We start from the raw sequence: 14,473 nt of genomic DNA on the forward strand, positions 1-14,473 counted from the left end.
GAATATTGATCGTGGAGCTATCATTGTTTCAGTTTGGGTTTATAAAATTTCGAAGTATTTTACTGAAATAGTGACTCTTTCTACTAAGCGCTGTAGTAGAAACCTAACCAATGAGGAGAGCAAAGTGAACATTAACATGAAAAGATATTTGTCCGTGCTTCTAGTGCTGAGTGTGCTATTGAATATGGTAGTACCCCTTTCATATGCATCTACGAATCTAGATAATCAAATGAACACAGCGGAAACAAATGAAAATACATCTTCAGAAGGTGTAACGAGTACAACAGAAATAGAAGGCGAAGGATCTATAGATAGTAAGTTACCCTTAGGCGAGGGAAAGCAAGAAAACGAGGAAGAATTAGAAGCAGGAAACGAAATAGTAGAGTTATCGATCCTTCCAGATGGAATTCAAATGGGAGTAGATGAATCTGTTGCATTACTTGTTAAGGCAATGTGGACAAATAAGGTTGTTGAAGATGTAACCCAATCTGTCACGTGGGAAATCGAGAACGAAGAATTGATTCGTATCGAAGAAGGCAAGGTCATTGCTCAAGCTCTGGGCAAAACCACGCTCACTGCTACTTACAAAGACAAAGTGACGAAAGTGAATGTTGAAGTGGTAGATGCTTCTTCAGAAGAGCCTGCTGTAGATGAATTAACCGATGAATCACAAACCGACGAAATAGAAGAGGAAATCCCCAAGCTGATGAGCCGAGTTGCGGGGGAAACATTCGAGCTAACCATTTCCGAAGGTGAGACTTATGTTTTTGAAAATAGTAATCCTAAATCAAGTTCTTCGTTGAAGGCCGATACTTCGAGAAGTGATGGTAGGACGTATGACTTTGCTGCGTACAATGCAGAGGGACAGGGCGTTGCTCATGACCTAGACTCCATCGCTACTTCGAGGTCGATCCCGCTAAATGGAAGGCTTGTTGTTACGGTTACTGGATTTCCTGTAACTTTTACGGGAGATGTAGAAAAGACAACCTATTATTCTGCATCAGAACCCGCTTTATTTAAAAAAACGTTGAGCAAAGATGAAACGTTTATTGCAGTAAATACAAGCTCACAAAGTGAGTCCATTCAATACACTGGTGCTACGAAAAAGAAATTCAGTTACCATATATTCAACAGTGATGGTTCGGTCTACAAACAGGCTGTCGATACGTCGACAGTTTCCTATTCCGTTCCAGCAGGTGGAAAGTTTGTAGCCACTTCGACATCTGATGATCCTGTAACATTTGGTGGTTATTATGACATCTTCAAAGAAGAGGATACCTCCGATGGAACTGTCATCAGTCACAAACTGAATCAAGGCGAGTCCTATCGTTTTGTCAATAATAGTGAAAAGACATTAAGGTTAGATACCGATGCTGCGTATTCGACAGATACGAGATTTGATTTTGCTATTTACAAAAGCGATGGCACAGTACATTCCCAGGCTGCTAATTCATATGCAAGATCGAACGCTGTCTCCGCGGGTGGAGAGATAGTCGTAACGGTTAAGTCTAGTACGCCGATCACGTTCCAAGTATATGATCCTATCTTTGTCGGAACCCCAAGTGTTGATCCTGCTCTTTGGGAAAGAACTGTTGCCAAAAATGAAACAGTCAGTGTGAGAAATACAAGCTCATTCGACCTTAAAGCTCTAACAGATGCTGGCCCAAATAAAGTATTTACTTACCAAGTTACAAGTCGTGATGGGTCTATCGTGAGCCAACAGGACAATTCCTCCTTAAGAAGCATACCTGTTCCAGCTGGTGCGACGTTGACTGCAACAGTAACCAAAGATAATCCGGTAACATTTCACGGATATTTTGATCATTTTAAAGAAGAACAGGTAGAAGATCTTCTATTCAAACAAGAAGTCAAACAAGGCGAATCTTATATCTTTACGAATGTTAGTGGAAAGATTCAAGAGATTGAAACAGATGCTTCTTCTTCAAATGGAAAACGATTTGAATACACCGTTTATAATAGCGACGGCACTGGCAATTCGTATGCCCTGGATACAACTTTGAGATCGAAGTATATTCCAGTCGGTGGAAAAATGGTCGTTACGGTCACGTCTTCCATACCTGTGACCTTCCAAGGATTTGAGAAAGGTGTAAAAAGAAGCCCCAGCGCAAATCCTGCACTATTTAAGCGCCAAGTGTTTAATGGTGAGACGGCAAGCTTTTTAAACACGAGCACGAAAGAATTGAAGATTGAAACGAATGCGTCAAGTAGGAATAAATACAGTTATCAGATTGCCTCAAATACTGGTTCTGTCGTCAAACAGCAAAACGATGCAACTGCGACAAGCTTGGAGATACCAGCAGGTGGAAAGCTGACGGTTACCATTCCCTCCGATCAGAGCGTTACCTTTTATGGATATTATGACTTCTTTAAAGAAGATGGTTCTAGTTCGATACGATTTAAATTACAGCTGAACCAAGGCGAGTCTTATGTATTCACAAACACGAGTACGGACAAATACCAGTATATAGATACAGATGCTTATTCCTCTCAGGATAAGAAATACGATTATACCTTGTACTATCAAGGACTTCCAACACGTCAGTCTGCAAGTGATAATGGAAGACAAATTTCAATGCCTCCGGGCAGTAGAGTAGTGGTCACCGTCATATCTTTAAAACCTGTGACATTCGAAGGTTTTAAAGATGGATTGGAAGCAAGAGTGAGTCCTACCCCTGCTCTTTTCAAACGAACAGCGGTAAAAAACGAAACAATTGGGATTCGGAATACAAGTCAAGATACCGTACAAGTTCTAACAGATGCAACCTACAACAAAAATCAATTTACCTATCAAGTAATGAAGAGTGACGGTTCTATTGCTATGGAGGCCAACGACACTTCCCAGCTCCAAGTATCCGTGCCTCCAGGGGGTAAGCTGACAGCAACAGTGACCACTGACCTGCCGGTTACGTTCGCAGGTTACTATGACATCTTAAAAGAAGAGTCAGCGGTTTCTTTAACATTTAACCAACAAGTACAACAAGGTCAATCTTATGTTTTTGTAAACAAAAGTGATGTAACACGAGAAATAAAGACGAATGTTACATATGAGTCTGGGAATAAATTTGATTATGCCATGTACGAAGTAGATGGAACCAGTCATAGTCTAGAACGTGATTTCTCTAAAGATATACTTGAAATTCCAGCGGGTGGAAAGGTAGTTGTAACTGTTACTTCGGCTTCTCCAGTGACGTTCAGCGGATTTGAAAGCACTATAGCAAGAAGTGAAAGTTTGCAACCCGCCTTGTTAAAACGAACTCTTTTAAAGAATGAAAGTGTAAGCATTCTAAATCAGAGTAAAAAAAGTTCGAAAATCAAAACAACTGCTACACGTTATGATCCCTATCGTTATGAAGTGAAGAGTCCAGACGGTAAGATCACGGATGATGATGATAAAAGCACGTCAAAGAGTGAAACAATTAGGGCTGGTCATACCTTTACCGCGACAGTCATCAATGATAATCCCATTACTTTTTATGGGGCCTATGAGCATTTTGTCGTAACTTCAGATCCAGTCCCGATCATTGAGAATGTAGCGGTGAACACTTTTGTAGATGTGACGAAGAATACAAAAGAGGTCATCTATCAGTTCACCACAGAAAAAGAGGGATTGCATCGCTTGTTTACATCTCCGTATCAAGAGAACGGTGGAGAGGTAGACACGGTTCTTACCTTGTACAGCGATTCTGCCATGCAGAATGTGATTGTGCAAAATGATGATCATGATGGCCCTTTCGGTTCGCTATTCTCCATGGTGGAAGCAAAGCTTGCGCCGAATACGACGTATTATGTAAAGCTTACAGCAAAGGCACATGCAAATTTATTGACCAGAATGACAGTAGAGTCAGATTTCGACAATTCTCGTGAAACAGCTACGGCAGCGGAATGGGATGGGATTTATTCCGACCGTTTGTCTTCACCATACGATGTTGATTATTTCAAGCTTACGCTAGATGAGATTGCCGATATGAATTTATATGTCGACAACAACATTCTAACGTTAGAAGATAAAGACGGAAATGAGCTCCAGACGTTTTATGCGAATCAGGAAGACGTGTTATTTATTCCAGGCGACATAGGCGTATTTTATGCGAAAGTATGGAAGCAAAATCCAAGGAAAGAGAAAAGAGCGGCTCTACGCTCGTTACAGACTGCTCCAACTCCCATCTACCATACAAAGTTTCATAAAGTAGTACGGGATACGGGGTATATGGCTATAGATCCAGCCTTAAACATTGTCGGAACGATTTCATGGCAATACTACGAAGATCATCAGGAAACGGTCATTACGGTAGCACCTAAAGATAATCCAACTCATGTAGTTTACCTAGAAACGAGAAGGTTTTTGGCGAAGAATGTGAAGCATACCTTTACGTGGGATGGTTCCATCAATATGCCGACTACCCAGCCAATCTTAAAAAATGGAACTTACATTGTAAAAATTCGAGCAAAAGACGTTGCAGAAAGGTATACAATTGATTCATGGTTTAGACTGGTCAGTGCAAAAGATACAGAAACTCTTAATATTGATGAACTAGTTGAGAAATACAATGGGGAAGTATCTACCGAAGACATTAAAACGATGCAAAGAACGCTTAAAAACATGAAAATGTATCATGGCAAACAAACAGGCTCTTACGATAAAGATTTACTGATGTCCGTAATTATGTATGAGGTAGTTACCAACAGATGGAGCGGATTAGTTGCCCAACAAGAAATGGATGCAAAAAATAAAGGAACATACTATGAACCTATTACTGAAAGAGGAAAAATAACGAAGAGATTGGTTAGCAATTCTATTAAAGACGAACACCGAGACTACTCGGGGGCAAGAATTGAGTTTATGCTGGAAGGCGATGCAATCATCTTTTCGCTTGCAGGAGGGGCGGCCGCACGTGTCATGCGTGTCGGGTCTACCATCACTGTCAAACTAAGTAAAACCGCAAAGGAACTAATTGATGAAGCCATCGAGATGAGTGAATGCAATTGTTTTACTGCTGGAACAAAGGTTCTAACAGATGATGGGGAGAAAAATATCGAAGACATTGAAGTCGGTGATATGGTTCTCGCCAAGTATGAGAATAACCCTGATGGAGAGTTGGCTTTCAAAGAAGTAACAGCTTTATATCGCAACGAACGTGACGATATTATTAAGTTACATGTTGGGAAGCAAATCATCGAGACCACAGACAACCATCCGTTTTGGGTAGTTGGTAAAGGGTGGGTCTTCGCAGATGAACTTCAGATAGGCGACAAACTCGAAAAGGCTGACGGAAGCAAACTGACGATTGACAAGGTTGAGTTCGTTAAGCTAGATGAACCAGTTACGGTTTACAACTTTACGGTTGCTGAATTCCATACGTATTATGTATCGGATTTGGGCATTTGGGTGCATAATACAAAATGTACTTTCAGAGATGTTTCTAAATTGAATAGTTGGACAAAAACAAAGAATGGTCCTAAGGGAACATTAAAAGAACAAGGGTTTAAGTTTGTTGGGAGAGAGGTGCGAGGTAATGGACTTATCATTGATAAGTACGAGGATGGCAAAGGTAATTATGCACAACTTCATACAAATCAACTGAATAATACAGGAGCCCCTGGGAAATATGATCCACAACATTTTCACTATACAGATTCACAAGGAAATAGTATCGATAATAACCATTACTACTAATGGAGGGGTGACAAATGATATACTTTAAGGAATCTAGACCGTATTTTCTAATTGAAGATTCTATTTTACCTTTCCGAGCAGAATTATATTTCGAAATATTTAATTGCTTTCTAGATAAAGACGAATTTTTGTTATTTGCTGGGCCAGTAAAAACAACAGATAGAGAGTATATGAAATTTATAGAAGAGCGCAAGGTATTAATTGGTTCAATTGATACATGGTTTTGGTGGCCAAAGTTAACTAGGGAAATTCTTTGGTTTAAGCCAAAAAATAATTTGGAAATCTTGAACGAGATAAAGGTTTTTTGTGCATGTATTGTCACTGAATCTGGAAATGAAAATATTAACAATTATAGTTTTGCTATGACGCTAGAAGAGACCGATGAAGGTATATGCTTATACATCTCTGAAAAGGCGAGAGGTAGCTTTTTATCTGAAGTATTCCCAAAAATGGAAAAGGTTATGAAAGATAATAAAGTTTCATATGAATCATTAATTTAACATTGCAGGTAACTAATCTTTTCTTTGGTTTGTTTCGGAAATAACAAATTCAAAACTCCTTCTACTGTCATTAGGATCTATTAACTTAGCGCCACTCTGCGCCTTAACCGGCGTAGGGTGGTTCTTTTTGAGCAAAATGAACTACCCAGTGCCGAATAAATTAGGCGGCACGTACTGAATGAACTTAACCCTAATCACCCCCGTATGATGTTCCTTTAATATGCCTGTACGCACATAAATGCTTGAATTTTAACGCATTAGTGTTACATATTACAGGTTCGAACAAAGGGAGCTTTGACAACGGCGAAGATTCGGCTGAATATCATTTCAAAAAAACGGCGCATCTGTAGGGGCGGAAACGTTGGAACAGTATGTAAGAAAAGCTTGGGAATTCGCTAGAACTGCGAGAAAAGGTTCTACTAAAAGCCCAGTTTCAGGAGCAGTAGAAGGAACTATTCGCTACAAAAAGAATGGGAAATATGTTGATATTGCCCCTGACGGTACAATTGTTTCGTTCGGCAGAACCTAATAGTTTAAGCCTTGAAAGGAGGAGCTTCTACTGAATAATAAAGGGATCTTCTCAGAACTATTTAAGACACAAATGAGTAATCTATTTCCTTATGAAGACATTGCTAAGATGATGGAGGATTTCAAAGAGGACTTCTCTCGAATCGATGATAGTTTTAGTGCCGATTTTAATGATTATTGTTCGGTCATTGCAGGATCGATTACCTATGTCATAAACAATAATGCAGGGGGCATACCTGAAAGGCAGGTAGATTTATTACACAAGGGATTCTTTGAACGATTTGAACACTATAGCTTCCTTGAGGAAAGATTAATTCATTACCCACTTCTTTTTAATGAATACCTTTCTCATGAGAAGGCGAGAAAATTGATATTGGATTTTTTAAAAAATGAATAAACTTCATTCGACCACAAGCGAGTATCCTTCGCTTGTGGTAGTGATTTGGCAGCCATTTGACGCTGATGGCATAAAAGCCAACTGCCATTAAATAAGTTTTGGAGGTAGAATGCCAAAATGAAGATCACAAAAATTAACGGTGAGGAATTTACTTCTAGGGATAATTTACACAGCATCCTGAGAAGCAAACTAGTAGAACCTGAACATTATGACCATACGTATTGGGGAAATAATCTCGATTCGTTATGGGAATGTTTAACTGCATGGATTGAATTACCTCTAACGATTGAATGGTTGAATTATGAGAAAAGTGTTGAATATCTAGGTGATTATGCAGAAAAATTACTCCAAGTCTTTACTAATGCAGAGAAAAATGGCAGAGGATTTAAAGTGGTAGTAAAATGACAACTGGTTTGAGTTCGAATTAATATGAATGACCTTGAGGTGCTTGTTATCTCAGGGTTTTTTCAATTGCAGGTGGGGCCGTCGTTCGATTGATTCGAATTATAGTAAAATAGGCTAAAGCTGGTCAAACAGGAGAGATGGCTTAGATTAGGAGATTACTATATGCAAATTAATCTGAAAGAACCATATGGAATATTAAAGCATAGTGCGTCACCTGAGGATGTTGCTCACTTGCTTAGTCTATTCATTAAAAAAGACTCTTTATTGCTTTTTTCTTTCTATGAAAGAAATTTGCCATTAGTTGATACTGACATTCAAGAATTCATCAATGAAAGACGTCTATTTACTAATTCCAAATGGGTATTGCCGTGGGAAGAAACAATTCCTCACTGGGACCAACCAAATAATACACCACCAAATATTATTTGGTTCTCAGTAAAGACAAAGGACGAGATTATAAAAGCGATAGATATCGACAGTTTATTTCGATGTGTTGTAGTGAAGGAGGGCGACGACTTTAATAATTACTCGAATGTGATATTCCAACAAGAATATTATGCAACTTTTGACGAAGAAAATTTTGAGCATTATATTGGGTTTGCGAACAAGGTTGAATTTCTTAACGCCACATGGTCAGAATTAAAGAACCGATTTCATGTAAACTTAGTTGAACAGAGAAGAGGACCTTGATTGTGGACTCGCCTAGTACATTTTCGTAGGACATCCATCGTTACGAGATATAACATTTTAAGTTCTGCCAGTGCAGCCTGTGTCGCTCCAGATGGGAGATAGTGGTATATTAGATCATAATGAAAATGGTAAGCGCTGGAGGGGACATGCCATGGAGAAACGCCGCGTATTGTTGCTCGGGGCTAGCGGCTACTTGGGAAGTCAAGTCTATCAGGAGCTTTTGCGGGATAATGCCATTGATCTGATGGGTACATGCTTTTCTGCACAAGCTGTCCATCAATTACTTCGGGTCGATGTGACTGATACCCCTTCTTTTTCAGCGAAACTGCAAGAGTTTTCGCCGCATGTTGTCATTTGGGCGTTGATGAGTGCAACAGATGAACGAGAGCTAATGGAAAAAGGCTTGGATGTTCTGCTTTCTCAGTTGCCGGAAAAGAGCAAATTCATCTTCATCTCCACAGACGGTATTTTCGGAGGAGGAACAGGCTCTTATCGGGAAGAAGATCCGCCTGAGCCATTAGAGGAGAGAAACCCGATAGCAACTTATTCGAATGCCAAAATACGAGGGGAAGCACGCATTCGCGAGCGGCATCCCAACCATGTCATCGTGCGAGTGGGCCCAATCTATGGTCGCAATGTGGTTGGACAATGGGATAAACGCGTCGCTTCGATGTGTGCAGACTTGGAAGCTGGCAGAGAAGTAAGCCGGTCAGGTAATTTGTACAAGACGTTTGTCCATGTGGAAGACGTGGGAAAGGCCATTCACGAATTGCTGCACGGCTCTTACCTCGGAACCCTTCATCTCGGTCCAGCAAAGAAAGAGAGTTATTATTCTTTTTTCAAAAAGATGGCTCTGGCATTAGGGCTGAATGCTGATGGTGTAAAAGAAACCTTGTTAAAAGAAGCGGAGGCGCTAGAACGAGGGATTCCGTTGGATACTTCGTTACGTACGAAAAAGGCGCATGAATTGCTACAGACCCGTTTTCGTCAGGCGGGATGGAAAAACGCGTATGGGAACGATAACGACAAAGGAGAGTAGAGAACAATGAAAACAATCGGATTAATTGGCGGCATGAGCTGGGAGTCCTCCTTGGTCTACTATCGTTTGATCAATGAAACCGTCAAGGAGCGGCTGGGCGGTTTGCATTCGGCAAAAAGCATCCTGTATTCTGTTGATTTTGCCGAGATCGAAGAAATGCAACGAGAAGGACGATGGGAAGAAGCCGGCGAGCGGATGGCGCTTGCGGCGAAAAGTCTGGAAGCGGCAGGAGCCGACCTGATCGTTCTCTGTACAAATACGATGCACAAGCTAGCGTATGCTATCGAGGAAGCGACCAGCCTGCCATTTCTGCATATCGCGGATGCGACTGCCCAAGCGATCGCAAACCACGGGCATAAACGAGTGGCACTGCTTGCGACGAGATTTACGATGGAGCAGGATTTTTATATAGGGCGTCTGCGTGATGTACATGGATTGGAGGTACTGCTGCCGGATGAACAAGAGCGAAAACTCGTCCATGACATCATTTATCATGAGCTCTGCGTCGGAACTATTCGCGAGGAATCCAAACGTACCTACCAGGCGATTATTGAGAGACTGGTCAAGGAAGGTGCAGAGGCAGTTATCCTTGGCTGTACGGAAATCGGTCTGCTGATCTCGGCCGAAGATTGTACGGTTCCGGTATTTGATACGACTGCGATTCATGCAGAGGCGGCTGTAGAGGCTGCTTTGCGGTAGATGATAGGAAAAATAAAAGACTGAGTTCATCCCATTTTCTACTTGAATGGATGACTGAGTCTTTTTTTTGTACAAACGTGCATGTCCTTTATTTGTCCTTGAGTAAATCCGAGATCAAGATACCGTTTATTTTCAACCCAGTAATGTCGCAATCCGTTATCTCCACATTGGATAAATCACAATTTCTGAATTGCCCATGAGTAAGGTTACAGCGCTGAATGCCTAAGCCTGACAAATTTGCGTTGGAGATTTTGATTCCACTCATATTCACATCATTCAAAGTCATTTGACTCATATTTACGTTGTTGATTTTGGTCTTTGCCAAGCTGACATTATCAATATCAAGTTCCTCAGCTCTAACCTCCTGCCATTTAGAACCTGATATATCCGCCATTTGCAAATCCAACGGCTCCACCTTTAGGTTCATCCTCATATCCCCCTTTGAATTATGAATGAAGGTATTTTAACTTCGACATACGCCTTGTTTTTCCTTTATTACCCAGTTGTTTTGTATTCGTGTTAAAAAACAACAAAATGCAACCAAACACACATAAAAACAATCAATTTACGTTGCGTTCATATCCGCTTAATATTTTCCCCGTAAGATTGGTGTCGTAGGAACCAAGAAATGAACATTCCGCAAAGAGGAGAGGTTCTCATGAAGAAATGGCATTATCCTTTACTTGCTTCCGTTCTATCAATCGCGTTTTTAGCAGGATGTGGACAAGCACCAGGGTCACAACCAAACACACAAACTTCCACAAAGGAAAGTACAACCGCCTCAGGAGAGATTACGGTTTATACGGCGCTGGAGGATGACCAGATCAAAACCTATTTGGAATCCTTCAAAGCGAAATATCCAGATGTAAAGGTCAATATCGTCCGCGATTCTACAGGAATCATCACAGCAAAGCTACTGGCGGAAAAAGACAATCCACAAGCAGACGTCGTATGGGGAACAGCAGCGACAAGCCTGCTTGTACTCGAACAGCAAGGCATGCTCGAAAGGTATTCGCCGAAAGGAATCGAGAAGGTATCCCCGGAGTTTAAGGATTCCAAAGAACCTGCAAGCTGGGTAGGAATCGACGCGTGGGAGACAGCGGTCGCGGTCAATACAAAAGAGCTAGAAAAACGCAATTTGCCGATCCCGCGCTCATATGAAGACCTGATCAAGCCAGAGTACAAAGGATTGATCGTGATGCCAAATCCGGCGTCTTCTGGAACTGGGCTTCTCACCATCAACGGAATCATGCAACTGAAAGGGGAGCAAGAAGGCTGGGCGTATCTCGACAAGCTGCATGAAAATATGGCGATCTACACGCATTCCGGCTCGAAGCCAGCGAAAATGGCCGCATCCGGCGAATATCCAATCGGCATTTCCTTCGGCTACCGTTCGATTACTGAGAAGAAAAAAGGCGCACCCGTTGAAGTCGTCTTCCCAACAGAAGGCTCGGGTTGGGATGTAGAGGCGAATGCCTTGATCAAAAAGAGTGAGATCAAGCCAGAATCCAAGCTGTTCTTGGACTGGGCCATCTCCGATGAAGTCATGAAAGCCTATAACCAAAACTTCGCCATCGTCAGTGTTAAGCAAGAAGGCGCGACACTCCCGGAAGGCTACGCAGTAGATCCGATCAAGCAATTAATCAAGCTCGACCTGAATCAAGCCGCACAAAATCGTGACAACGTCTTGGCGGAGTGGGAAAAACGATACGGGACCAAGAGTGAACCCAAGTAAGCAGCGAGGAGAACAGCATGACACAATCCTATCTATCCATTCAAGGGGTCAGTAAACGCTTTGGTTTGTTTGCCGCATTGGAGCACATTTCCATCGAAATTGACGAGAATGAATTTGTTTGTCTACTCGGTCCCAGTGGCTGCGGTAAAACGACATTACTGAGAATGCTGGCTGGATTGGAACAGCCGACGACAGGCAAGATGATCCTGGGAGGCAGGGAGATTACTTCCCTGCCACCAGCAAAACGAAACATTGCGATGATGTTCCAATCGTACGCATTGTTTCCCAATTTGACGGCTGCCGAAAATATTGCCTTTGGCCTGCAAGAAAAGAAGCTAGGGAAAAAAGAGATCGCAGCCAAAGTAGAAGAGGCGCTAGACATGGTTGATTTGTCTCATGCCGCCGCCAAATATCCCAGCCAGCTCTCAGGCGGTCAACAGCAGCGAATTGCCTTGGCGAGAGCGATTTCTCTATCGCCGGATGTCTTGCTTTTAGATGAACCACTATCCGCATTGGATGCAAAAGTAAGACAAAAGCTGCGCCGGGAGATTCGGCGTTTGCATGAGCAGTACGGCATGACAACAGTGATGGTCACGCATGACCAAGATGAGGCATTGACCATGGCAGACAAGATCGTCGTCATGGATCACGGCGAGGTCGTTCAGGTAGGCACACCCGAGGAGATCTATAACACCCCAGCCACTCCGTTTGTTGCTGATTTTATCGGAGCGATCAACTTTTTTGAGTACAGTCGCTTTGAGAATGAGCAATCTGATCCGAATCGCTTACTTGCGATCAGACCGGAGCATGTGCGGATTTTGCAGCAAGAATCCGAATGCGCCATACCTGCGACGATTTCCGAGATAGAATTTCGCGGTGCTTTTTACCGAATCTTTCTAGCGTGGCAAGAGGAAGGCCAGATAAAAAAAGAGCTTCTGACAATCGATTTGATAGCGGCCGAGGCACAAAGAATTGGGATTGCCCGAGGCAAAAAGGTGTGGCTGGAGTTTCCGTTGGAGAATTTGCTGACCTTTGAGCATGCGCCAGCCATAGAGGAACAGGGGTGAGCAGCATGAAGGAAATAACATCGCTCTTCGATGGAAAAGCCATGCAAAAGTGGTTCATCGCTCTCGTCGTACTTGGATTGTCAGCGAGTGTTCTGTTGCCACTAGGCCAGTTGTTTTCCAAAGCATTCTATAACAAGAACGGTCAGTTCATCGGCCTGGACAATTTCGTTACGTACTTTTCCACCCCAGCACTGGCAGGGTCACTGAATAATACCTTGTACATTTCTGCGATGACGACGCTGATCGCAGTCACACTCGCTTTTCTGTTCGCGTATGCCTTGACGCGCAGCGGGATTCGCGGAAAACGAGTCTTTCGGGCGATCGCGCTGTTGCCGCTGTTTGCGCCCACGATGATGCACGGAATCGCCCTGACCTACCTCTTTGGGAATCAAGGGCTGGTGACGACGGGGATCTTCGGGTTGCTCCCGTTTCAATGGGACATCGATTTGTACGGCCAAGTGGGGATTATTTTGGCGGAGATCGTCTATGTTTTCCCGCAAGCGTATTTGATTCTCGCTGTTTCCCTTGCTTTTGCCGACTATCAGCTGTACGAAGCGGCGGATACGCTCGGGGCGAACCATTGGCGCAAATTTTTTGTAGTAACGATTCCTAGCGTGAAATACGGTATCGTCAGCGCCTGCTTTGTCTGTTTTACTCTCTCGTTTACTGACTTCGGGGCACCAAAGGTTGTCGGCGGACAGTTTTCCGTAATGGCGACAGACGTCTACAAGCAGGTCATCGGTCAGCAAAATATGACGATGGGAGCAACGGTTGGGCTGCTTTTGATCATTCCCGCTCTCGTGGCGTTTATCGTGGACCGGATTGTTGAGCGGAAGCAACACGCGGCTGTAACAGCCAAGTCCAAACCGTATCGAATCAAGGAAAATCGTTTGCGCGACTTATTTTATTTCATTCTCTGTGTGAGCGTCAGCGGATTTTTGCTGCTTCTCATGGCTGCGGTGGTACTGGCTTCTTTCATCAAAGTATGGCCGTACAATCTGACTTTCGGCTTGGATCATTACGACTTTTCCAACGTAGCCGGAGAAGGGATCGAGCCACTGTGGAACAGTATTCTGGTCGCTTTGCTGACGGCAGTGATCGGGACGGCGGTCACGTTTATTACCGCCTACACCATTGAAAAATCCCAAGTGTGGAAGGGGCTTCGCCAAGCTGGATACTTCCTGTCGATTCTCCCCTTGGCATTGCCGGGGATGGTCATTGGACTAGCGTACATTTTCTTCTTCAATAATCCATCAAATCCATTTCACGGCATGTACGGAACGATCTGGATTTTGATTTTGGCGAACGTCATTCATTTTTTCGCAGTTGGCTTCATTACAGCAACGAGCGCGTTGAAAAAGCTCGATCCCGAATTCGAGCAAGCGGCAGAGTCCATGGGGATCTCGCAGACAAAGCTATTGTGGCGCGTCACGATTCCCGTCTGTATGCCGGCGATTGTCGAAATGGTGGTGTACTTTTTCATCAACTCGATGGTGACGATTTCGGCGGTTGTTTTTCTGTACGCAGCGGATTTCAAGTTGGCATCTGTCTCCATCATCAACATGGATGACGCAGGGGATGTGGCTCCGGCAGCAGCGATGTCGGTATTGATCGTTTTCCTCAACATCATCGCACGTGCTGGCGCAGAATGGATCGCATCCAAACTTCGCAAGCGGACAACAGGGTCCTACCAAGAGAAAGGTCAGGTGGCATAAAGC

Annotated in this window: 12 protein-coding genes; 11 read left to right on the top strand and 1 reads right to left on the bottom strand. The window is 43.1% G+C overall.

What is annotated here, in order from left to right; genetic code table 11:
• Window positions 1–124 precede the first annotated feature (124 nt).
• From HP399_RS08230 to HP399_RS08265, 8 genes are all read left to right on the top strand, one after another.
• Window positions 125–5,695 (top strand): polymorphic toxin-type HINT domain-containing protein, encoded by a 5,571-nt coding sequence (locus HP399_RS08230; protein ID WP_228088482.1) that lies wholly within the window; start codon window positions 125–127, stop codon window positions 5,693–5,695.
• Window positions 5,696–5,709: 14 nt separating this feature from the next.
• Window positions 5,710–6,195, top strand: coding sequence for a hypothetical protein (locus tag HP399_RS08235; protein ID WP_173618772.1), 486 nt, complete (start codon window positions 5,710–5,712; stop codon window positions 6,193–6,195).
• 361 nt (window positions 6,196–6,556) lie between these two features.
• A complete protein-coding gene (locus HP399_RS08240) occupies window positions 6,557–6,724 on the top strand; it encodes a hypothetical protein (RefSeq protein ID WP_173618771.1) in 168 nt (55 codons plus the stop codon).
• Between the two features lie 72 nt (window positions 6,725–6,796).
• Window positions 6,797–7,120 (top strand): YxiJ family protein, encoded by a 324-nt coding sequence (locus HP399_RS08245; protein WP_173618770.1) that lies wholly within the window; start codon window positions 6,797–6,799, stop codon window positions 7,118–7,120.
• Between the two features lie 117 nt (window positions 7,121–7,237).
• On the top strand, window positions 7,238–7,525 hold the full coding sequence (locus HP399_RS08250; protein ID WP_173618769.1) for a barstar family protein: 288 nt from the start codon (window positions 7,238–7,240) through the stop codon (window positions 7,523–7,525).
• A 162-nt stretch (window positions 7,526–7,687) separates the two neighbouring features.
• Complete coding sequence (locus tag HP399_RS08255) at window positions 7,688–8,215, top strand: hypothetical protein (RefSeq protein WP_173618768.1); 528 nt, start codon at window positions 7,688–7,690, stop codon at window positions 8,213–8,215.
• 151 nt (window positions 8,216–8,366) lie between these two features.
• The gene (locus HP399_RS08260) at window positions 8,367–9,254 is read left to right on the top strand and encodes a sugar nucleotide-binding protein (protein ID WP_173618767.1); all 888 of its coding nucleotides are present in this window, start codon (window positions 8,367–8,369) and stop codon (window positions 9,252–9,254) included.
• 6 nt (window positions 9,255–9,260) lie between these two features.
• Window positions 9,261–9,953, top strand: coding sequence for an aspartate/glutamate racemase family protein (locus HP399_RS08265; RefSeq protein WP_173618766.1), 693 nt, complete (start codon window positions 9,261–9,263; stop codon window positions 9,951–9,953).
• An 88-nt stretch (window positions 9,954–10,041) separates the two neighbouring features.
• Here HP399_RS08265 and HP399_RS08270 read toward each other — a convergent pair whose 3' ends face one another.
• Window positions 10,042–10,380 carry a pentapeptide repeat-containing protein gene (locus tag HP399_RS08270; protein ID WP_173618765.1) on the bottom strand — a complete coding sequence of 113 codons (339 nt, stop codon included), beginning with the start codon at window positions 10,378–10,380 and terminating at the stop codon, window positions 10,042–10,044.
• Between the two features lie 231 nt (window positions 10,381–10,611).
• On the opposite strand from HP399_RS08270, the gene HP399_RS08275 reads away from it, so the two are divergent.
• From HP399_RS08275 to HP399_RS08285, 3 genes are read left to right on the top strand one after another with little or no spacing between them, the layout of a single operon-like run.
• Window positions 10,612–11,688 (top strand): putative 2-aminoethylphosphonate ABC transporter substrate-binding protein, encoded by a 1,077-nt coding sequence (locus tag HP399_RS08275; RefSeq protein WP_173618764.1) that lies wholly within the window; start codon window positions 10,612–10,614, stop codon window positions 11,686–11,688.
• Between the two features lie 17 nt (window positions 11,689–11,705).
• The gene (locus tag HP399_RS08280) at window positions 11,706–12,755 is read left to right on the top strand and encodes a putative 2-aminoethylphosphonate ABC transporter ATP-binding protein (protein ID WP_173618763.1); all 1,050 of its coding nucleotides are present in this window, start codon (window positions 11,706–11,708) and stop codon (window positions 12,753–12,755) included.
• Window positions 12,756–12,760: 5 nt separating this feature from the next.
• Window positions 12,761–14,470 carry a putative 2-aminoethylphosphonate ABC transporter permease subunit gene (locus tag HP399_RS08285; protein ID WP_173618762.1) on the top strand — a complete coding sequence of 570 codons (1,710 nt, stop codon included), beginning with the start codon at window positions 12,761–12,763 and terminating at the stop codon, window positions 14,468–14,470.
• The last annotated feature ends 3 nt before the right edge of the window (window positions 14,471–14,473 follow it).

The sequence above is a fragment of the Brevibacillus sp. DP1.3A genome (assembly GCF_013284245.2).
Classification (GTDB): Bacteria; Bacillota; Bacilli; order Brevibacillales; family Brevibacillaceae; genus Brevibacillus.